The sequence below is a fragment of the Diaphorobacter nitroreducens genome, assembly GCF_002214645.1.
GTDB classification, from domain to species: Bacteria; Pseudomonadota; Gammaproteobacteria; order Burkholderiales; family Burkholderiaceae_C; genus Diaphorobacter; species Diaphorobacter nitroreducens.
Genome location: NZ_CP016278.1, coordinates 1,346,915 through 1,367,819, shown reverse-complemented (window position 1 = coordinate 1,367,819; position 20,905 = coordinate 1,346,915). Strand labels below are relative to the sequence as shown.

The 20,905-nt window shown below is 68.5% G+C and carries 18 protein-coding genes and 1 pseudogene; 12 read left to right on the top strand and 7 right to left on the bottom strand.

Features of this window, described 5'->3' with window-relative positions; genetic code table 11:
- Positions 1-9: 9 nt before the first annotated feature.
- Positions 10-441, bottom strand: coding sequence for a hypothetical protein (locus BA022_RS06360; RefSeq protein WP_088886932.1), 432 nt, complete (start codon positions 439-441; stop codon positions 10-12).
- A 114-nt stretch (positions 442-555) separates the two neighbouring features.
- Here BA022_RS06360 and BA022_RS06355 point away from each other — a divergent pair, with 114 nt between their 5' ends.
- From BA022_RS06355 to egtB, 4 genes are all read left to right on the top strand, one after another.
- Positions 556-1,554 carry a DUF808 domain-containing protein gene (locus BA022_RS06355; RefSeq protein ID WP_088886931.1) on the top strand — a complete coding sequence of 333 codons (999 nt, stop codon included), beginning with the start codon at positions 556-558 and terminating at the stop codon, positions 1,552-1,554.
- A gap of 153 nt (positions 1,555-1,707) precedes the next feature.
- Positions 1,708-2,295 carry an OmpW/AlkL family protein gene (locus BA022_RS06350; protein ID WP_011805496.1) on the top strand — a complete coding sequence of 196 codons (588 nt, stop codon included), beginning with the start codon at positions 1,708-1,710 and terminating at the stop codon, positions 2,293-2,295.
- A 297-nt stretch (positions 2,296-2,592) separates the two neighbouring features.
- Positions 2,593-3,594, top strand: a complete 1,002-nt coding sequence (gene egtD, locus BA022_RS06345; protein ID WP_088886930.1) for an L-histidine N(alpha)-methyltransferase — start codon at positions 2,593-2,595, stop codon at positions 3,592-3,594.
- Between the two features lie 19 nt (positions 3,595-3,613).
- Positions 3,614-4,978: an ergothioneine biosynthesis protein EgtB gene (gene egtB, locus BA022_RS06340; RefSeq protein ID WP_088886929.1), complete on the top strand. Its 1,365-nt coding sequence runs from the start codon at positions 3,614-3,616 to the stop codon at positions 4,976-4,978.
- A gap of 68 nt (positions 4,979-5,046) precedes the next feature.
- Here the strand turns inward: egtB and BA022_RS06335 are convergent, their stop codons facing one another.
- A complete protein-coding gene (locus tag BA022_RS06335; RefSeq protein ID WP_088886928.1) occupies positions 5,047-6,327 on the bottom strand; it encodes an O-acetylhomoserine aminocarboxypropyltransferase/cysteine synthase family protein in 1,281 nt (426 codons plus the stop codon).
- Positions 6,328-6,619: 292 nt separating this feature from the next.
- Entirely contained in the window at positions 6,620-8,623 is a 2,004-nt protein-coding gene (locus tag BA022_RS06330) for a peptidase U32 family protein (protein WP_088886927.1), read from the bottom strand.
- Positions 8,624-8,828: 205 nt separating this feature from the next.
- Between BA022_RS06330 and gltS the strand changes: the two are divergent.
- From gltS to BA022_RS06305, 5 genes and pseudogenes are all read left to right on the top strand, one after another.
- Positions 8,829-10,042: pseudogene (gltS, locus tag BA022_RS06325) on the top strand (sodium/glutamate symporter).
- A 28-nt stretch (positions 10,043-10,070) separates the two neighbouring features.
- The gene (locus BA022_RS06320; RefSeq protein ID WP_015913150.1) at positions 10,071-10,307 is read left to right on the top strand and encodes a hypothetical protein; all 237 of its coding nucleotides are present in this window, start codon (positions 10,071-10,073) and stop codon (positions 10,305-10,307) included.
- A 53-nt stretch (positions 10,308-10,360) separates the two neighbouring features.
- Positions 10,361-11,446: a tRNA adenosine(34) deaminase TadA gene (tadA, locus tag BA022_RS06315; RefSeq protein ID WP_088886926.1), complete on the top strand. Its 1,086-nt coding sequence runs from the start codon at positions 10,361-10,363 to the stop codon at positions 11,444-11,446.
- The gene (locus BA022_RS06310) at positions 11,439-12,425 is read left to right on the top strand and encodes an LD-carboxypeptidase (protein ID WP_088886925.1); all 987 of its coding nucleotides are present in this window, start codon (positions 11,439-11,441) and stop codon (positions 12,423-12,425) included. The genes tadA and BA022_RS06310 overlap by 8 nt, the downstream gene beginning before the upstream one ends.
- A gap of 137 nt (positions 12,426-12,562) precedes the next feature.
- Positions 12,563-14,119, top strand: a complete 1,557-nt coding sequence (locus BA022_RS06305; protein WP_088886924.1) for a methyl-accepting chemotaxis protein — start codon at positions 12,563-12,565, stop codon at positions 14,117-14,119.
- 92 nt (positions 14,120-14,211) lie between these two features.
- Here the strand turns inward: BA022_RS06305 and BA022_RS06300 are convergent, their stop codons facing one another.
- Entirely contained in the window at positions 14,212-15,078 is an 867-nt protein-coding gene (locus tag BA022_RS06300; protein ID WP_088886923.1) for a MinD/ParA family protein, read from the bottom strand.
- 12 nt (positions 15,079-15,090) lie between these two features.
- Between BA022_RS06300 and BA022_RS06295 the strand changes: the two genes are divergently transcribed.
- The 3 genes from BA022_RS06295 to BA022_RS06285 all read left to right on the top strand — a co-directional run bounded on the left by BA022_RS06295 (position 15,091) and on the right by BA022_RS06285 (position 17,297).
- Positions 15,091-15,909, top strand: coding sequence for a penicillin acylase family protein (locus BA022_RS06295; protein WP_335583078.1), 819 nt, complete (start codon positions 15,091-15,093; stop codon positions 15,907-15,909).
- An 81-nt stretch (positions 15,910-15,990) separates the two neighbouring features.
- Positions 15,991-16,395: an OsmC family protein gene (locus BA022_RS06290; RefSeq protein ID WP_088886922.1), complete on the top strand. Its 405-nt coding sequence runs from the start codon at positions 15,991-15,993 to the stop codon at positions 16,393-16,395.
- A complete protein-coding gene (locus tag BA022_RS06285; protein ID WP_088886921.1) occupies positions 16,392-17,297 on the top strand; it encodes a pirin family protein in 906 nt (301 codons plus the stop codon). Before BA022_RS06290 ends, BA022_RS06285 begins: the two co-directional genes overlap by 4 nt.
- Before the next feature lie 58 nt (positions 17,298-17,355).
- Here BA022_RS06285 and BA022_RS06280 read toward each other — a convergent pair whose 3' ends face one another.
- From BA022_RS06280 to BA022_RS06270, 3 genes are read right to left on the bottom strand one after another with little or no spacing between them, the layout of a single operon-like run.
- Positions 17,356-18,243 carry a MinD/ParA family protein gene (locus BA022_RS06280; RefSeq protein WP_088886920.1) on the bottom strand — a complete coding sequence of 296 codons (888 nt, stop codon included), beginning with the start codon at positions 18,241-18,243 and terminating at the stop codon, positions 17,356-17,358.
- A 10-nt stretch (positions 18,244-18,253) separates the two neighbouring features.
- Positions 18,254-19,027 (bottom strand): GGDEF domain-containing protein, encoded by a 774-nt coding sequence (locus BA022_RS06275; protein WP_088886919.1) that lies wholly within the window; start codon positions 19,025-19,027, stop codon positions 18,254-18,256.
- Between the two features lie 34 nt (positions 19,028-19,061).
- Entirely contained in the window at positions 19,062-20,804 is a 1,743-nt protein-coding gene (locus BA022_RS06270) for a SulP family inorganic anion transporter (protein WP_088886918.1), read from the bottom strand.
- Between the last annotated feature and the right edge of the window lie 101 nt (positions 20,805-20,905).

The following is a 20,905-nucleotide window of genomic DNA, read 5'->3' as shown; positions in this document are numbered from 1 at the left end:
GGCGCGCGGCTAGCAGCCGCCGCGCACCTGGCACTCGGGCACGATGCGCCCGTGCGCATCGCGCCACTGCATCGGCGGGCCGTCGGAAGACGGCGCCGCCGGCGCGGGTGGCTGCGGCGGCCGGTACGGATCGTGCAGCACGGTGGATGAGCCCACGCCGGCTCCGACGTGTGCGCCGCCCATGGGAACCGAGACGCCCACGCCCACGCCGCCAGTCACCTGGCCGCTTGGGTGCACTCCCACTCCGACGCCCACCGGCCCCACGCCGGTGCCCACCCCGGCTGATACGCCGCCCGAACCCACGCCGACGCCCACGCTGAACGGCCCCACCGGCACGCCCACGCCCAGGCGCGCCGACGGGCCGGCGCAGGCGGACAGCACCAGCGCGGCCAGCGCGGCGGCGGTGCGCACGGGGCGCGAGGACGCAGTGCGAGAGGGCATGCCGCCATGGTACGCCTGCCCGCCTATTACAAAAACAATAGCTGTCAGCGCTTGTCCCACATGCGTTAGGGGTGTTTTCATTCAGAATGGCGGCTTCTTGAAAGGAACTCACCCATGGCCGGCGCCAGCCTTCTGACCCTGCTTGACGACATCGCCACCATCCTGGACGACGTGGCCCTCATGACCAAGGTGGCCGCCAAGAAAAGCGCCGCCATGGCCGACGACGTGTCCGTCATGACCAAGGTGGCGGCGCAAAAGACCGCAGGGGTGCTGGGCGACGACCTGGCGCTCAATGCCCAGCAGGTCACTGGCGTGCGGGCAGAGCGCGAGATCCCCGTCGTGTGGGGCGTCGCCCGCGGGTCCCTGGTGAACAAGGCCATCCTCGTGCCGGCGGCGCTGCTCATCAGCGCGTTCGCGCCGTGTGCCGTGACGCCGCTGCTCATGGTGGGCGGGGCCTTCCTGTGCTTCGAAGGCTGCGAAAAGCTCGCGCACAAGCTTTTGCACACGCCCGAGGAAGATGCCGTGCAACACGCGATCCATGCGCAGGCCAACGCCAATCCCAATGTGGACCTGGCGCGGGTGGAGAAGGACAAGATCAAGGCGGCCGTGCGTACCGACTTCATCCTCTCTGCTGAAATCATCGCCATCACCCTGGGCGCCGTCGCGGGCGCGCCTTTTGCGCAGCAAGTGGCGGTACTGGCGGGCATCGCCGTCCTGATGACGGTGGGGGTCTATGGCCTCGTGGCGGGCATCGTGAAGCTGGACGACCTGGGCCTGTGGCTCAGCCGCCAGGCCAGCAACGCGGCACAGGCCCTGGGCCGCGGCATCGTCGCGGCCGCTCCCTGGCTCATGAAGACGCTGTCGGTGGTCGGCACCGCAGCCATGTTCCTCGTCGGCGGGGGCATCCTGGTGCATGGCGTGCCGGCGCTGCACCATGCCGTCGAGGGCGTGGGCGCGGCGGTGCAGGGTTGGCCGCTGGGCGGACTGTGGTCGGTGCTGGTGACCAACCTGCTCAATGCCGTGGTGGGCTTGGTGGCGGGCGCCGTGGTGCTGGCGGTGTGGACGCTGGTGGGGCGGCTGCGCGGCAAGGCGGCTGCCAATGGCACGCATTGAGTGAGGCCATATGCCGCCGTTTGTGACGAAATAGACACATACGAATAGACACACAGATTCTGGGTTTGATCTGTAGCAATATTGACCATATTACTCGTGGGCTTAATACGTGCACGGGGGTCGTCCCCGGTCAACCCAACGTATCGAGTCAACATGAAAAAGAATCTTCTGGCCCTGGCCGTTCTGTGTGCGATGACCTCCGGCGCTGCCTTCGCGCAGCAGGTTGCGGAAGGTTCCTGGCTGGTGCGTGCACGCGCGGTGCATCTGGACAGCGCCAACAACGGTGCCGCCGGCGACGCGGGTGTGAGCATCAACGACAAGTGGATTCCTGAAGTCGACGTCTCGTACTTCTTCACGCCCAACCTCGCTGCCGAACTGGTCCTGACCTACCCGCAAAAGCACGACGTGCGCCTGAACGGCGACAAGATCGGCTCGCTCAAGCACCTGCCGCCCTCGCTGCTGCTGCAGTACCACTTCACGAACTTCGGCGCGTTCAAGCCGTACGTGGGCGCTGGTGTCAACTACACGCGCTTTTCCAGCGTGAAGCTGCCCGCAGGCCTGGACGTGAAGCGCAACAGCTGGGGCGGTGCCCTGCAAGTGGGCTTCGACTATGCGCTGGACAAGAACTGGTCCCTGAACGTGGACGTGAAGAAGGTGTACATCGACACCGACGTGCGCGGCGTGGGCACTTTCAAGGTTGACCCGGTGCTGTTCGGCGTGGGCGTGGGCTACCGCTTCTAAGCACGCAAGTTCCGTTCTTCATGGTGGGGTGGGCCGGCGCATGCGCCGGCCCTTTTTTTTATCCTCGGCGGACGGTAAATTGATGCTCTCATTGAAGGAGCTATTTGCGCTTGGTGGGCAAGCGCTTCCGCCTGATTTGATCCTTTATTGGCTGGGCGGCGAAAAAGCCAACCACAGCGGGCAATCCGGCACAAGAGGTGCACTGTGGATTGCCCTGCAGATCGCGCGTACGTCCTACCTGAAGAGGTGTCGTTGGACTGCAGGGGCGCGTTGGCAGGTGGCCTACGCTGCAGCGCTATGTCTGCAGTTTCTCCCCTTGCTCGGCTTGACGGCGTCCTTCACCACCTCGGCCTGGCAACGCCGCAGCCGCCCGCGGGTGTGGCCTCGGCCGCCGAACGCGGCGAGATCCTGGCCGGCCTGTTGCAGCCGCAGGCGGCGCTCTCACCCAAGTATTTCTACGACCAGCGGGGCTCGGAACTCTTCGAGGCCATCACCCGCCTGCCCGAGTACTACCCCACGCGTACCGAGCGTGCCTTGCTGCGGCGCCACGGGCACGCCATTGCCCAGGCCGTAGGCCCGGAGCGTGTGGTGATCGAGCCCGGGGCGGGCAATTGCGACAAGGCGCGCGAGCTCTGCGCGCTGGTACGGGCCACGCACTTCGTGGGGGTGGACATCTCCGCCGACTACCTGCGGGATGCCATCGCGCGCCTGCGTGTGGCACTGCCGGGCCTGCATGCCCGCGCCGTGGGCGCGGACATCACCCGGGGTGTGCACCTGCCGCCGGACGTTCCCGGTGCGCGCCGCCTCGTCTTCTACCCTGGCTCGTCCATCGGCAACTTCGACCCGCCCCAGGCACTGGCCCTGCTGCGGCACATGCGCGAACTGGCGCTGGACGATGGCGGCCTGCTGATCGGCTTCGACCTGCCCAAGGACGTGGCCGTGCTGGAGGCCGCGTACGACGACGCCGCCGGCGTGACCGCGGCCTTCAACCGCAACGCGCTGGCCCACGTGAACCGCCTGGTCGGCAGCGACTTCGTGCCCGCGCAGTGGCGCCACCGCGCCTTCTTCAACCCCCATGCCTCGCGCATCGAGATGCACCTGGAGGCCGCGGGGCCGCAGCGTGTGCGCTGGCCGGGCGGCGGGCGCGACTTTGCGGCGGACGAGCGCATCCATACCGAGAACAGCTACAAGTACCCGCTGCCGGATTTCACCGCGTTGCTGCACGAAGCGGGTTTCACGCGCACGCAGGCCTGGACGGACGATCGCGGCTGGTTCGCCTTGGTGCATGCCCAGGCGTGATGCCGCCAGGGGATACCACATGCGCTTGCCACCCTCGACTCCCACGCTGCCGTCGTCGCCGCAGCAGTCGCAGCCCTCGATGGCGCTGCGCTACGCCGCGGTGCGCGCGGCCACCGAGGCGCTGGCGCGGCCCCTCTCGGCCGAGGACTGCTGCGCCCAGTCCATGCCCGACGCCAGCCCCGTCAAATGGCACCTGGCGCACACGAGCTGGTTCTTCGAGACCTTCGTCCTGGAGGCGCACGAGAGCGGCTTCCGAGCATTCGATCCGGCGTTCCGCGTGCTGTTCAACTCGTACTACCACGGCGTGGGGCGGCAGCACCCGCGCCCGCAGCGTGGGTTGATCACGCGGCCCGACCTGGCCACTGTGCGGGCCTACCGCGCCGACGTGGATGCGCGCATGCAGCAGCTCCTGTCGCAGCCCGAAGTTCCGGGTGACGTGCTGGCGCTGGTGGAACTGGGCCTGCAGCATGAGCAGCAGCACCAGGAGCTGATCCTCACCGACGTCAAGCACCTGCTCTGGTGCAACCCGCTGTGGCCGGCCTACCAGGGCACAGCCGCGGCCGTGGTGGCGGACGCCATTGCGGCACAAGACACCGCGTGGCGGCGCCTGGAAGGCGGCCTGGCGCAGATCGGCCACGATGGCGAGGGCTTCGCCTTCGACAACGAGACGCCGCGCCACACCGTCTTCCTGCAACCCTTCGAGATCGCCACCCGACCGGTGACCAACGCGCAGTACCTGGCTTTCGTGCAGGCCGGCGGCTACCGCGAGCCGGCCCACTGGTTGGCCGAGGGCTGGGACTGGCGGCGTGCTCAAGGGCTGGAGTACCCCATCTACTGGCGCAGTGATGGGGAGTGCGGCCAAGGTGGCGGGCCAGGCGGGTGGAGCGAATTCACGCTATCAGGCGAGCGCCCGCTGCATCCTGCGCAACCGGTGGTGCACCTGTCCTACTACGAGGCCGATGCCTTTGCCCGCTGGGCCGGCGCGCGCCTGCCCACGGAAGCCGAGTGGGAGGTGGCCGCCGCGGCGGCCTGTGCCGGGCCCGCGGGCTGCGTGGACCATCCCGCAGATGCCGATGTCTTGGACGACGGCAGCCGGCTGCATCCCCGCCCCGCGGCACCGGCGGTCGGCGCCGATCCCTTCCAGCCGATGGGCGGCGAGGTCTGGGAATGGACGCAGTCCAGCTACGCCCCGTACCCCGGCTTCGCGCCCGCGCCCGGTGCCGTGGGCGAGTACAACGGCAAGTTCATGGTGAACCAGTACGTGCTGCGCGGCGGCTCCTGCGCCACGCCGCCCGGCCATGTGCGTGCCAGCTACCGCAACTTCTTTCCCGCCACGGCGCGCTGGCAGTTCACGGGCCTGCGGCTGGCACGCGATGCCCGCTGAGCAGTGGGTATGCTCCTGAATCAGGAGCTACTAGCGCTTGCCAGGAAAGCGCTAGAGCCGAAAATCGCTTAAACCGCGTCCAGCGCCTGGTGCAGGTCGGCCAGCAGGTCGTCGATATGCTCGATGCCGATGGACAGGCGCACCATGCCCTCGGTCACGCCCGCCTGGGCCAGTTCTTCGGGATTGAGCTGGCGGTGCGTGGTGGAGGCCGGGTGCGTGGCCAGCGACTTGGCGTCGCCGATGTTCACCAGGCGCGTGAACAGCTGCAGCGCGTCCAGGAAGCGCGCACCGGCGGCGCGCGGGTCGCCGCTGGCCTTCAGGCTGAACGACAGGATGCCCGAGGCGCGGCCCTTCATCTGGCGCTGCACCAGGGCATGGTCCGGGTGGTCCGGCAGGCCCGCGTAGCGCACCCACTCCACCTTGGGGTGGCCCTGCAGCGCCTCGGCGATCTTCTGCGTGTTCTCGCAAATGCGGTCCATGCGCAGCGCCAGCGTCTCGATGCCCTGCAGGATCAGGAAGGCGTTGTGCGGCGAGATGGCAGCGCCCGTGTTGCGCAGCGGCACCACGCGTACGCGGCCGATATAGGCGGCCGGGCCCAGGGCCTCGGTGTAGACCACGCCGTGGTAGCTCACGTCGGGCTCGTTCAGGCGCTTGAAGCGTGCCTTGTGCTCAGCCCAAGGGAACTTGCCGCTGTCCACGATGGCGCCACCCATGCTGTTGCCGTGGCCGGCCAGGTATTTGGTCAGGGCGTGCACCACGATGTCGGCGCCGTGCTCGATGGGGCGCAGCAGGTAGGGGCTGGGCACGGTGTTGTCCACGATCAGCGGCACGCCATGCGCATGGGCCACGTCGGCGAGGGCGCGGATGTCGGTCACGTTGCCCAGCGGGTTGCCGATCGATTCGACAAAGATGGCCTTGGTGCGCGCGTCGATCAGCTGGCCGAAGCTGGCGGGATCGCGTGCGTCGGCAAAACGCACCTCGATGCCCTGCTGGGGAAAGGTGTGGGCAAACAGGTTGTAGGTGCCGCCATAGAGCGTGCTGGCGCTGACGATGTTGTCGCCCGCCTCGGCGATGGCCTGGATGGCGTAGGTGATGGCCGCCATGCCCGAGGCCACGGCCACGGCGGCAATGCCGCCCTCCAGCGCCGCGACGCGCTTTTCCAGCACGTCGGTGGTGGGGTTCATGATGCGCGTGTAGATGTTGCCGGGCACCTTCAGGTCGAACAGGTCCGCGCCGTGCTGGGCGCTGTCGAAGGCGTAGGCCACCGTCTGGTAGATGGGCACGGCCACGGACTTGGTGGTGGGGTCGGGCGAATAGCCGGCGTGGACGGCCAATGTCTCGATGCGCATGTGCTTCCTTTACGGGTGAAGGGGAGGGCGGGGCCCGGCGTCCTGGGGCGCTTCCTAGTGCGAGCCCCTGGGCGCCCTGGGGCGGAGATAGCCGCGCGATTATGGCGGCCCACCCTCCACAGGCCAACGATGCATTGGCAATGTCGATATGCGCCCGCGCGGCGCCGGGCGGGCGTTGCGTTATCCCCGCAGCCTGTGGGCTGTGCTGTGGAAAACCCCGTGGGCAACTGCGCGAAGCCGCGCCAGTCATGGCCTGGCACGCGATGCCCATGTTTTGGGCAGCAGGCCAGGATCAGGCGGAGGTGGGCGCCGGTCGCGTGCGGTAGAACTGCAGCGGCTGGGCCTGCATGTCCTTGAGATGCTGGTTCATCACCGACTTCTTCATCTTGCCCACCACGTGCATCTCGCAGGGCTTGCAGTCAAAGCGCAGGGTGAGCTTTTCCTTGCCGTTGATGAGCTGCAGCGGCTCGGCCTTGATGGTGCCCTTTACGCCGATCACACCCTTGGCCTGCTTGGGGCACAGGCTCATGGAGAAGCGCACGCAGTGCTTGGTGATCATCAGGCTGACTTCACCTTCTTCCTCTTTCGATTCGTACGCGGCGTCGATCACCTTCACGCCATGCTTCACGTAGAAGTCGTGCGCCTTGTGGTTGAACACATTGGCCAGGTAGGTCAGCGTGTCTTCGGGGAAGGGCACGGGTGGCTGCACCGGCACGGCGCGCGGCAGGCGCACGAAGCCGGCGGTGCGTGCGTCCTCCAGCGCGACCACGGCGTCACGGCGCAACTGGTTCAGTGCCGATGCGGGCACGAACCACGGCTGCGAGAGCTGCAGCGCCATGGCGTGCACGGCGAAGCGGGTGGCGCCAAAGCGCCCGAGTTGATCGCGCAGCGTGGCCTCGGCCTTGACCGCATCGGTGGCTGGCTGGTGGGGCTGGATGACCGACGCATTGCCCACGAAGCCGTCTTCGTCGGTGAGCGTGAGCGCAAAGCCGTCGGCGGTCTCGGCCAGATGGGCCCACAGGCCGATGCGACGGTCGCTGGATTTCTTCTCCAGCGTGCGCACCCAGTCCATGTCGCGGTTGCGGTTGATCTCCAGGCCCTTGCGCAGGTCCTTGAACTCGGTGATCTCGTTCTTGGGGAACACGCGCCAGATGCCCTTCTTGGGCGCCACGCATTCGGCGCGGTTGATGTGCACGCCCACCAGTTCCTTTTGCAGGTCGTAGTAGCACAGGCCGTCGCCGTTGTGCAGTGCGGTGGCTTTGTCGCTCACCTCCAGCTCGAACCAGTTGTCGCCGATCTGCGTCACCCAGCCGATGGCGCGGCCCGGCGTCTTCGGGGTGTCGAAGGCGCCGATGTCCTCCTTGCGGCCGTTGACGAAGTAGTCGGTGAACTCGCGGTTGAAGTTCTGGTCGGGATCGGGCTCGAACGTGAAGGTGGTGCGGCCGCTGGACGAGCGCGCCAGCGGCTCGCCCGTGAACTCGCGCTCCTCGATGATTTCGTCCAGCAGCTTGCGGTAGTGGGCGGTGATGTTCTTCACGTAACCCATGTCCTTGTAGCGGCCCTCGATCTTGAAGCTGCGCACGCCGGCGTCGATCAGCGCGCGCAGGTTGTCGCTCTGGTTGTTGTCCTTCATCGACAGCACGTGCTTCTCGTGCGCGATGATGCGGCCGGCGCCGTCCAGCACCTCGTAGGGCAGGCGGCAGGCCTGGTTGCAGTCGCCCCGGTTGGCGCTGCGCCCGGTGTGGGCATGGCTGATGAAACACTGGCCCGAGTACGCCACGCACAGCGCGCCGTGCACGAAGAATTCAATGGTGGTACGGCTGGGGTCGGTGGCTTCGCGAATGGCCTGGATCTGCTGCAGATCCAGCTCGCGCGCAATCACGATCTGCGACAGGCCTGCGTCCTGCAGAAAGCGCGCCTTCTCGGGCGTGCGGATATCGGTCTGCGTGCTGGCGTGCAGCTGGATGGGCGGCAGGTCCAGCTCCAGCAGGCCCATGTCCTGGATGATGAGCGCGTCGGCGCCGGCCTCGTACACCTGCCAGGCCATCTGGCGGGCGCCCTCCAGCTCGTCGTCGCGCAGAATGGTGTTCAGCGTGATGAAGATGCGGCTGTTGAAACGGTGCGCATGCTGGATGAGCCGCTCCAGGTCGCGGATGTCGTTGCCCGCCGTGGCCCGCGCGCCAAAGGCGGGGCCGCCGATGTAGACGGCGTCGGCGCCGTGGTTCACGGCTTCGATGCCGATGTCGGCGTCGCGCGCGGGGGAGAGCAGTTCGAGCTGGTGGGGCAGGAGGGACATAGGGCGTGAATTATCCCGGTCTGCGCCCGGCCGTGCCGGGGCGGGGGTACCCGGCGGCAGGTTCGCGTCTGGCAAAATTGCGGGTTTTCCCGGATGGTTCATGGACAGGGCGCTTAGCGCGCGTGTGGTTTGTGCGCCTGCCGCTTCCACCGCCAGCGGCACGGCCGGGTTGCGTCCGCCGGCGTGGTTCTTCCTTTGAGATCACATGGATATACAGTTCAGCACCTACTACACACTGATCTTCGCGGCCATCGTGCTGCTGGTGGGCAAGTTCCTCGTGCAGCGCATCCGCTGGCTGCGCGAATTCAACATTCCGGAACCCGTGGCGGGCGGCCTGGTGGCGGCGCTCATCTCCTGGGGCTGAACGCCGCGTTCGACGTGCGTGCGTCGTTCGACACCGGCCTGCAGACCGCTTTCATGCTGGTGTTCTTCTCCTCCATCGGGCTGAGCGCCAACTTCCTCAAGCTGCGCGAGGGCGGCATGGGGCTGATCGTCTTCCTGCTGGTCGTGGTGGTGTTCATCGGCGTGCAGAACAGCGTGGGCGTGGCGCTGGCCACCGCGCTGGGGCTGGACCCGCTGATCGGCCTGATCGCGGGCTCCATCACTCTGGTGGGCGGACACGGCACGGCCGGGGCCTGGGGCTCGGTGCTGGAAAACGACCACGGCATCCCTGGCGCCATCACCTTGGGCATTGCCTGTGCCACCTTCGGCCTGGTCATCGGCGGGCTGATCGGCGGGCCGCTGGCCAAATGGCTGATCCAGCGCCACGGGCTGAAGCACCCGCAGGGCACGGGCGATGCCGGCGCGCTGGAGGCGGGCACGCCCAACTTCGAGTTCCCGCACAAGACGCGCCTGATCACCGCGGACGCGGCCATCGAGACCATGGCCCTGTTTGCCGGCTGCCTGGCTTTTGCCGAGTTCATGAGCCAGTTGACGAAGGGCACGGCGCTGCAACTGCCCACCTTCGTGTGGGCGCTGGGCGGGGGCGTGCTGATCCGCAACGTGCTGGACTACGTCTTCAACTTCGAGGTGTTCGACCGCGCCATCGACGTGTTCGGCAACACCGGGCTGTCCGTCTACCTGGCGATCGCGCTGCTGTCACTCAAGCTGTGGGAGCTGGCCGGGCTGGCGGGTCCGCTGGTCATCATCCTGGGCGTGCAGACGCTGGTCATGGCGGCCTACGCGGGCTTCGTCACCTTCCGCCTGATGGGAAGCAACTACGATGCGGCCGTTCTCTGTGCGGGGCATTGCGGCTTCGGCATGGGCGCCACGCCCACGGCGGTGGCCAACATGCAGGCCATTACCAACCAGTACGGCGCGTCGCACAAGGCTTTCCTGATCGTGCCCATGGTGGGCGCGTTCTTCATCGACCTGGTCAATGCCGTGGCCATCCAGGTCTTCATCAACGTGTTCGGCTAAGCGCCCACCACGGCGCGGAGGGCAGGCGGTGCGTACAGGATTCGGACTGATCGGGCTGCTGCTGGCCCTGGCCCTCGTGGCCGTGCTGGTCAAGAAGCAGATGGGCGCCACGCGCGTCGCCGTGCCGCCCGCCGTGCAGGGGCTGCCGGCGCCGGCGGAGGGCGCTGCCTCCACGGTGCGCGCGCAAAGCCAGCAGGTGCAGCAGCAGGTGAAGCAGCAGATGGACGCACTGATGCAGCAGCCACGCACCCTGCCCGAAGATTGATGGCAAAAATGGCCTCTAGCGCTTATCCATCAAGCGCGAGCAGCTATTGAAAGATGAGCGAATCCGACGACGCCCACTGGATGCGCGAGGCCATCGCCCAGGCGCGCGCCGCGCAGCAGGCGGGCGAGGTGCCCGTGGGCGCCGTGCTGGTGCGCGATGGGCAGGTGATCGCCACCGGGCGCAATGCCCCCATCGCCGGGCACGACCCCACGGCGCATGCCGAGATGGCCGCGCTGCGCGCCGGCGCGGCGCAGCTCTCCAACTACCGGCTCGACGGCTGCACGCTCTACGTCACGCTGGAGCCGTGCGCCATGTGCAGCGGCGCCATGCTGCACGCGCGCCTGCCGCGCGTGGTCTACGGCGCGGCGGATGCCAAGACCGGCGCGGCGGGCTCGGTGGTCAATCTGTTCGCCGAGCCGCGTCTCAACCACCAGACCGCGGTGCAAGGCGGCGTGCTGGCCGATGAATGCGGTGCGCTGCTCAGCGACTTCTTCCGCGACCGCCGCCGCGCCCAGCGGGCGCAGCAACTGGCCGCCCACCCGCTGCGCCAGGACGCGCTGCGCACGCCCGATGCCGCGTTCGCCCATCTGGACGGCCCCGCGCCGCATTACGTGAGCGATCTGCCCGCGCTGGCCGGCCTGCGCCTGCACTACCTGGACGAAGGCCCACGCGACGCCGCCCGCACCTGGCTGCTGCTGCATGCCAGCCCTGGCTGGAGCCATGGCTGGCAGCCCATGTTGGCGGCCTTCGCGCAGGCCGGCCACCGCGTGGTAGCGCCGGACCTGATCGGCTTCGGCCGCAGCGACAAACCCAAGAAAGAAGCCGCCCACCGCCTCGACTGGCATCGACAGGTGCTGGCCGAGCTGGTGCAGCGCCTGGCCTTGCGCGGCGTGGTGCAGGTGGCGCAGCCCGGTGCGCCGCTGCTGCCCGATGCGGCGTCGGCGCCCCTGGTGCGCGTGCTGCATGTGCGGCGTGGCGCGCCCTGCGACGCCGCGCCGTTCCCTGATGCCGGCCATCGCGCCGGGCCGCGCGCCTTTGCCCGTTTTGCCGATGCCGATGCCGCGCCGCTCCTCACCGTGCCGGACGCCAGCGCCGCCTCGGCGCTGCGCGCTATGGAATACTTCACCCGCTATGCCTAACCACCCCCACGACTGCGGCCACGATCACTGCGATCACCCTCACGGCCCCCGGCACATCTACATCTACTCCCCCTCGGGCGCGGTGCGCGACAAGGCCGCGTTCAAGCGCGGCATTGCCCGCCTGCAGGCCATGGGCCACGAGGTGGAGGTGGATCCCGACGCGCTTGCGTCCCACACGCGGTTTGCCGGCGACGATGCCACGCGCCTGGCCGCCATCCACCGCGCGGCCGCCAGCGGCGCCGACGTGGCGCTGATCAGCCGCGGCGGCTACGGCCTCACGCGCATCCTGCCGGGCATCCAGTACAAGGCCGTGGCCAAGGCGGTGGAGCGCGGAACCCAGTTCGTGGGCGTGAGCGACTTCACGGCCTTCCAGTCCGCGCTGCTGGCCAAGACCGGTGCCACCACCTGGGCCGGCCCGGCGCTGGTGGGAGACCTGGGCGTGCCGGGCGAGCCCGACGACATCATGCTGGCCTGCCTGGACGATCTGCTCACCGGCCACGGCGAGGGCAGCGGCTGGCGCATGAACGCCGAGAAACCCCGCGCCGACGGCCAGCCCGCCGTGCGCGACATCTACGTGAAGAAGGCCACCCTGTGGGGCGGCAACCTGGCCGTGCTGTGCTCGTTGGTGGGCACGCCGTACTTCCCGCAGGTCAAGGGGGGCGTGCTGTTCCTGGAGGACGTGGGCGAGCACCCTTACCGCGTCGAACGCCTGCTCACCCAGCTGCTGCACGCCGGCGTGCTGGCCCAGCAAAAGGCCGTGGTGCTGGGCCAGTTCAATGAATACAAGCTCACGCCGCACGACAAGGGCTTCAAGCTGCAGAGCTTGGTGGACTGGCTGCGCACGCAGATCAAGGCGCCCGTGCTCACCAACCTGCCGTTCGGCCATGTGCCCACCAAGGTGCTGCTGCCCGTGGGCGCGCAGGTTTCGCTGTCGGTGGAAGGGCGCGACGCGCTCATCTACTGGGGCCACGCGCACTGACCTGGCACGGTGGCGCCCTTGCGCGGCGTGAGGCAGGGTAGTGGAGGGCGTACGGGAATTTTCCACTCCATACACATTTTTACAATTTTTGTACATAATGGGTTTCCCGTCATCGCTGTATGCGAACTAAGAAACCCATGAAGCTCCGTACCCGAATCCTGCTGCTGTGCGGCACCACCTTGCTGGGCCTGGTGGTGCTGTCCCTGGTAGCGGTGACCACGCTCCGCCAGACCCTGCTCAAGGAGCGCACCACTGAACTGTCCAACCTGGTGCTGCTGGCCCATGCGGCTGCACAAAAGGCCCATGACCGCGAGAAAACCGGCGAGCTGTCGCACGAGGAGGCCCTGCGCCAGGCCAAGGCCGCCATCGCCAGCTTCCACAAGGACGACAAGTATTTCTTCGTGCGCGGCTACGGCGACGACGTGAACTACGTGCACCCCAACCCCAAGCGCGTGGGCATCGTGGACGCCAATGTCGGCCGCGCCGCCGGCGAGCGCTACCGCGCGGCGCTGCGCGAGCAGCAGCCAGTCGCCACCGTCATGGCCAAGGGCACGCGCCCGGGCGTGAAGCAGGAGGTGGACAAGCTCTACGCCATCATCCACTTCCAGCCCTGGGACTGGATCATCGGCTACGGCGACTACGTAGACGACATCGAAAGCGCCTTCTGGCGCAACACCGCCGTGCTGCTGTCCATCGGCGCCGCGCTGCTGCTGGCCGTGTGCGCGCTGGCCTGGGGCATGCTGCGCACCCTCACGCGCCAGCTGGGCGGCGAGCCGCAGTACACGGCCGAGGTGGTGCAGCAGATCGCGGGGGGCAACCTCACCATCGACGTGCAGACCCGGCCCGGCGACCAGACCAGCCTGCTGCACGCCGTGCGCATGATGCGCGACAGCCTGGCCTCCCTGGTCGGCCAGGTGCGCGACAGCACCAACTCCATCACCACGGCTTCGGCCGAGATCGCCGCGGGCAACAGCGACCTGTCTTCGCGCACTGAAGCGCAGGCCAGCGCGCTGCAGGAAACGGCGGCGTCGATGGAGCAGCTTACCTCCACGGTGCAGCAAAACGCCGAGAACGCCCGCCGCGCCAACGAGCTGGGCCAGGCGGCCTCGCAGGTGGCCCAGCGCGGCGGCACCGTGGTGCAGCAGGTGGTGGAGACCATGGGCGGCATCGACGCCTCCTCGCGCAAGATCGTCGACATCATCGGCGTGATCGACTCCATCGCCTTCCAGACCAACATCCTGGCGCTGAACGCGGCCGTGGAGGCGGCGCGCGCCGGCGAGCAGGGTCGCGGCTTTGCCGTGGTGGCCGCCGAGGTGCGCACCCTGGCGCAGCGCAGCGCCGGCGCCGCCAAGGAGATCAAGGCCCTGATCGATGATTCGGTGGCCAAGGTGGGCGAGGGCACGGCCCTGGTGCGCAATGCCGGCACCACCATGGACGAGATCGTCGAGGGCGTGCAGCGCGTGACGGCCATGATGGCCGAGATCAGCACGGCCAGTGCCCAGCAAAGCGCCGGCATCGCCCAGATCAATCAGGCCATGGCCCAGATGGACCAGGGCACGCAGCAAAACGCCGCACTGGTGGAAGAGGCCTACGCCGCCGCCCAGTCGCTGAGCCAGCAGGCCCAGGTGCTGGCCGGCACGGTGGACCGCTTCCGCGTGGCCGGGGGCGACAGCCGCACCCTGCGGCTGGCGTAGCACGGCCTCATCATCAGAAAATTGATATGAAAATTGGCTCCAGCGCTTGCGCGGCAAGCGCTGGCAGCTATCTTTTCAGGAGCTAAGAAAGCTCAGGTGTTCCTGATCGACAGCAGCGTCGCGTCCACCTTGCTGGCCAGCTGGGCGATGGCCAGCGCCGCCGGGCACCCGGGCATGTGCAGGGTGAGCAGCTGGCGGCGCATGACCGCGTCGCGCACCGACAGGTCGGCAGGGATGTCGCCCATGTGCACCAGCCGCATGGGCCGGCCGGAGTCGGTGGTGACGAAGCGGTCCAGCACCTGCTGCAGCTGGCCGGTGATGGCGCGGCCATCGCCCGGGCGCGCGGCCTGGTTGATCACCAGGCGCACGTGCTGGCGCTTTTGCTGGGTGGCCAGCACCTTGATGGCGGCGTAGGCGTCGGTGAGCGACGTGGGCTCGGGCGTCGCGACGATGAGCACCTCGTGCGCCAGCGAGACGGAAAACAGCACCACGTCCGAGATGCCCGCGCCGGTGTCCAGCAGCACCACGTCAAAGCGGGGTGCCAGCGTGTGGATGACGTTGAGGAATTCGTTGCGCACCTCGGGCGTGAGGCGCGAGTACTCGACCATGCCGGAGCCGGCCAGCAGGACCGAAAAGCCGCCGGGTGCCTTGATCACGGCGTCTTCCAATTGGGCCTTGCCGGTAAAGACGTCGTGCAGCGTGACCTTGGGGTGCAGGTTCAGCACCACGTCCAGGTTGGCCAGGCCCAGGTCGGCGTCCAGCACCAGCACGCGGTGCCCGCGGCGGGTGAGGGCGGCCGCCAGGTTGGCGGACACGAAGGTCTTGCCCACGCCGCCCTTGCCGCTGGTGATGGCGATGATGCGTGCGTTGGCAGGTGTGGTGGAGGGCACGGAAGCAGAAGCCGGCGCAGCGGCGCCGGCCGGTGGAGTCGTCGGGTTGGGGGACAGCGCGTCGTTCATCACTACTGGGCCTTGCCCTACCGCTACCAGCGCATAGAGCAGCAGCTGGAGGCACGGCGCCTGCACGACCTGCCGTCCCTGCGCGCACTACAGGGCGACACGGTGTCCCCCGCCGCGCTGCGCCTGCTGCCTCATCTGCTGGCGGCTCCGGTCTCGCAGCCGCTGGCGCGGCAGGCCCAGGCGCTGCTGCGCGGCTTTGACGGCGACATGCGCGCCGACCGCGCGGCGCCGCTCATCCTGTCGGTGTGGGCCGACGAGCTCACGCGCGCACTGGTCGTGCCCCGCGTGGGTGAGGAGCGCTTTGCCGCCACCTACGGCCGGCGGGACTTCCGTGCGGGCCTGGAAGGCATGCTGGAGCGCGGCGACACCTGGTGGTGCGCGCCCCACGGCTGCGCCGCCCATGCCGGCGCGGCGCTGGAGCGCACCGTGCAGCGCCTGGCCGCGCGCTATGGCAACCAGCCCGAGCGCTGGGCGTGGGGCGCGGCGCATCCGGCGCTTTCCGTGCACAAGCCGCTGGGCAGCGTGCCCGTGCTGTCGCGCTGGTTCAACGTGGGCGTGCCCTCGGGGGGCGATGCGTACAGCGTCAACGTGGGCCAGTACAACGCTGCGCAGCCCGTGGAGCCCTTCGCCAGCCGGCACGCGCCCTCGCTGCGCGCGCTGTACGACCTGCAGGACCCGGAGCGTTCGCTGTTCATTTACCAGACGGGTCAGAGCGGGCTGGTGTTCTCGCCGCGCTACGCCGACATGGCCCAGGCCTGGGCCGGCGGCGGCTACCGCCCCCTGCAGCGCCAGCCGCGCCGCTACGTGCACCAGTTGCAGCTGCGCCCCTAGACACCGGGCGGGCGCACGCCGCAGTGCTTGTCACGCCTGTCGCATTACAGTGGCACGGACAACCCTGAAGGAGAGCCGTCCATGACCATCCAGTTGCAGCGCATCGAGGGCACCCCCATGGCCCAGCGCCTCGCCATCCGCAGCCACGAATGGGTGGTGGACGGCACGGCCGCCGAAGGCGGCGACGACACCGGCCCCAACCCGCACGACCTGTACGACGCCGCGCTGGGCGGCTGCAAGGCGCTCACGCTGCTGTGGTACGCGCGGCGCAAGGGCTGGGACGTGCAGGACGTGCGCACCGTGGTGGAGCGTGATGCCTCGCAGGAGCGTAGCGGTACCTATCGCCTGGCCACACGGCTGCAAGTGCAGGGCGACTTGAGCGATGCGCAGATCACCGAGCTGCAGGCCGCGATCGGCAAGTGCCCCGTGCACAAGCTCATGACCCAGGTGACCACCGAGATCACCACCGTGGTGGAGCGCGCATGAGCGCCGACGCCATTCCTGCGCAGGGCCCTCTGCGCCTGAGCGGGCACTTCAAGGACCTGGGCGGCGGCTTCACCGTGCGCCGCCTGCTGCCGGCGCTGCAGCGCCGGTCGGTGGGGCCCTTCGTGTTCTTCGACCACTTCGGCCCCGCGACGGTGGCGCCTGCATCCGCCTATGACGTACGGCCCCACCCGCACATCGGGCTGGCCACGGTCACCTACCTGTTCGAGGGCGCGATCCTGCACCGCGACAGTTTGGGTTCGCTCCAGCAGATCGAGCCCGGCGCCATCAACTGGATGACGGCGGGGCGCGGCATCGTGCATTCCGAGCGGCGCCCGCCCGCGCTGGCGCACAGCACTTATGTGAACCACGGCATCCAGCTCTGGGCGGCGCTGCCGCAGGCGCATGAGGAAGCGGCGCCGCATTTCGCCCATACCCCTGCGGACCAGATCCCGGCCTACCACCATGGCGGCGCAGCGGTGCGGGTGCTGATTGGCGCGGCCTTCGGCTGCCAGTCGCCCGTGGCCACGTTTGCGCCCACGCTGCTGCTGGATGTGCAGCTGGAGCCGGGTTCTGCGCTGGACCTGCCCGCGCTGGCCGACGAGATGGCGCTCTACACCGTGAGCGAGGGGCTGTGGCTGGACGCCGAGGCGTTGCCCGCGCAGACGCTGGCGCTGCTGGAGCCCGGCCGCTCCACCAGCGTGCGCGCGGGTAAGGCGGGGGCGCGGTGTGTGGTGATCGGCGGCGCCGCCCTGGACGGCCCGCGCCATATCTGGTGGAACTTCGTTTCCAGCCGCAAGGAGCGCATCGTGCAGGCCGCCGATGACTGGGAGCGCGACGCCATGGGCCACATCCCGGGCGAGAGCGAACGCATTCCCCTGCCGCCGCGGAGGTTCCTGGGGTAAGTTGTTGAAGGCAAAAGTGGCTGTAACGCTTGTTGGGCAAGCGCTAGCAGCTATTTTTTCAGGAGCGATTTGCGCCCGGTCCTTCGGGGGATGGCGTGAGCATCGTGGACTCCACCTTGTTCGCCAACTGGGCCACGGCCAGCGCGGCCGGGCAGCCGGGCATCTGCAGCATCAGCAACTGGCGGCGCATCACCGCGTCGCGCACCGAGGTGTCGGCGGGAATGTCCCCTACGTGGATCAGCCGCATGGGACGGCCGGTGTCGGTGGTCACGAAGCGGTCCAGCACCTGCTGCAACTGCCCGGTGATGGCGCGTCCGTCCCCCGGACGTGCGGCCTGGTTCACCACCAGGCGCACGTGCTGGCGCTTTTGCTGGGTGGCCAGCACCTTGATGGCGGCGTAGGCGTCGGTGAGCGACGTGGGCTCGGGTGTCGCGACGATGAGCACCTCGTGCGCCAGCGAGACGGAAAACAGCACCACGTCGGAGATGCCCGCGCCGGTGTCCAGCAGCACCACGTCAAAGCGGGGTGCCAGCGTGTGGATGACGTTGAGGAATTCGTTGCGCACCTCGGGCGTGAGGCGCGAGTACTCGACCATGCCGGAGCCGGCCAGCAGGACCGAAAAGCCGCCGGGCGCCTTGATCACGGCGTCTTCCAATTGGGCCTTGCCGGTAAAGACGTCGTGCAGCGTGACCTTGGGGTGCAGGTTCAGCACCACGTCCAGGTTGGCCAGGCCCAGGTCGGCGTCCAGCACCAGCACGCGGTGCCCGCGGCGGGTGAGGGCGGCCGCCAGGTTGGCGGACACGAAGGTCTTGCCCACGCCGCCCTTGCCGCTGGTGATGGCGATGATGCGTGCGTTGGCGGGTGTGGCGGAGGGCACGGAAGCAGAAGCCGGCGCAGCGGCGCCGGCCGGTGGAGTCGTCGGGTTGGGGGACAGCGCGTCGTTCATCACTGGGCTTTCAATAGGCGCTGCCTGTGGATGGATCCAAAGGCGGGGGCAGGTCGCCCCATCCCGACGGAGTGTATAGCGGGCCGAACAGCAAACTCTTTTCTTCCGCAGTGACCGTGCTGTCGGGTTGTTCTTCGATGCTGATGCAGTTGCGGCCGCCGAGCTTGGCCTTGTACAGCTCGGCATCGGCCCGGTCGGCCCACAGGGCGGTGGTGCTGCGGATCCATTGCAGCGCGAAGGCGCCGCCGATGCTCACGGTGACGTTCAACGTGAGCGATGGCGAGATGCGCACGGGCGTGGCTTCGACCGCGCGGCGCACGCGTTCGGCGATCACCCGGCCAAAGCCGAACTGGCAGGCGGGCAGCACGATGGCGAATTCCTCGCCGCCGTAGCGGGCCACGGTGTCCATGGGGCGTACGCAGCTCTCCAGCGTGCGCGCGACGGACTGCAGCACGATGTCGCCGGCCAGGTGGCCATGGCGGTCGTTGACCTGCTTGAAATGGTCGATGTCCAGCATCAGCAGCAGCGCGGCTTCGCCCGAGCGCGCGACCCGGTCGATCTCGCGCTCCAGCACCGCACGCACGTGGCGGCGGTTGGCCAGCCCGGTGAGGGGGTCCTTCAACGAGAGTTCGCACAGGCCGTCAATGAGGTTCTGCAGGTACAGCAGCGGCGTCTGGCCCTGCAGGGACACTTCGGAACCCAACGACTGCGCCACCAGGGCATGGGCCGTGGCCAGACGCAGGTCGCGCAGAGAGACGGAAGCGGGGGACGCGGTGTTTGTCACAACCAGAAACAAATATCTATCGGCAGTGTAGCAGCTATAGCTTCGGTAGCGACTGAGCTGGGCCACTTGTGTCGGACTGCGGCGTCGAGACAGGGTTCCCGGCGTCGGGAGGAGCCAGCCTCTGCAGTGCCGCGATGGCCTCGGCGTCGGTGCGGTACAGCGCGAAGTTGGGTCCCGGCGCCAGCGCGCCTGCATTGTCCAGCGTGTGCTGTACCGGCAGCTTGATGCCGGTCACATGCAGCGTGCCGCCGTGGCTTTGCAGCAGCGCGCGCAGGCGGATGAAGGCCTCCACCCCCGTCACGTCGATGCGGTTGATGGGCAGCGCGAACAGGCACAGGTGGCGGATGGACGGGCGCTGGGCCAGCTCGTCGGTCACGCGGCGCTCCAGCGCATTGGCGGAGGCGAAGTCCAGCTCGGCATCCATGCGCAGGGCCAGCAGCTCTGGCGCCAGCGGGGGCAGCTGCCACAGGTGGCGGTCGCGCAGGCTGCCGTCGGGGTGCAGGCCCACCTCGATGATGCGCGGGTGCAGCCGCTGGTAGAGAAAGTGGCTCAGGTTCATCAGCAGACCCACCAGCACGCCCCAGTACATACGCGGTGCCGTGGCCAGCGTGAGGCCGAAGGTAACCAGGCCGATGGCCGTCTCCACGCGCGAGACGCGCCACAGGCGGAACATGCCGACGGGCTTGATGAGGCTGGTGACCGCCGTCACCACCACGGCGGCCAGCACCGGCTGTGGTACGTGGTACAGGGCCGGCGTGAGCCACAGCAGCGTTGCCAGCACCAGCACCAGCGCGAACAGCGTCGCCCAGCCGCTCTTGGCGCCCGCATACAGGTTGATGGCGGAGCGCGAGAACGACGCGCTGGTGGCAAAGCTGCCGCAGAGGCCCGAACTGATCTTGGCCATGCCATGGGCGATCAGGTCCTGGTTCTCGTTCCAGCGGGTGCCGCCCTGGTGGTGCTCTACCTTGGCGCTGGAGGCGGTCTCCAGGAAGCTGACCAGCGTGACGACCATCACCGGCATCACCAGCGCGCCCATTTCTTCCCACGAGAGCCATCCCGGCCAGTACAGCGTCGGCAGGCCAGAGGGCAAGTGGCCGATCACGGCGCCGTCGGCATCGGCATAGCCCATGGCCCAGCTGATGAGCGCCGCCAGCGCGATCACCACGATGGCGGCCGGGAAGCTGGAGCGCCAGCGCCGCGCCAGCACCAGGCAGCCCAGGCTGCCCAGGCCGAACGCCAGCGCGCGCAGATCGAAGTGGTGCAGCGACGGGCTGACCGCCAGTGCGCTCCAGCTGGTGCGAAGGCCCAACAGGTCGGGCAGTTGCGAGGCTAGGATCAGCAACGCCGCAGCCTGCGTGAAGCCGCCCAGCACCGGTGAAGTTACCAGGTTGAGCAGCCAGCCGAAACGCACCACGCCCAGCAGCAGCTGCAGCAGGCCCGACAGCAGGGCCATCCACACCGCCAGCGTGACCCAATGGGCACTGCCGGGCTCGGCCAGCCCGGTGATCGACGCGCCGATGAGCAGGCTGGTGAGCGCCGTGGGCCCGACGCCCAGGCGGGTGGATGAGCTCCACAGCACGGCTACCAGTGCCGGCACCAGCGATGCGTAGATCCCCGTCACTAGCGGCATGCCGGCCAGCGCGGCGTACGCCACGCCCTGCGGCACCAGCATCAGCCCGACGGTCATGCCGGCCCAGAACTCGCCCTGCAGCAGCGCGGATGTCGGGCGGGGCCAGGAGAGAAAGGGAAACCAGCGATGCAGCAAGAATGAGGACATGGGCCGATTGTCCAGGCTTGCGTCGGCACGTGCCTGAAAGCCGCTGTTGTCCTACTGCGGTTTCGGTCCTCTCCGACCGGCTCGGCAGCCAGTGCTTTCTA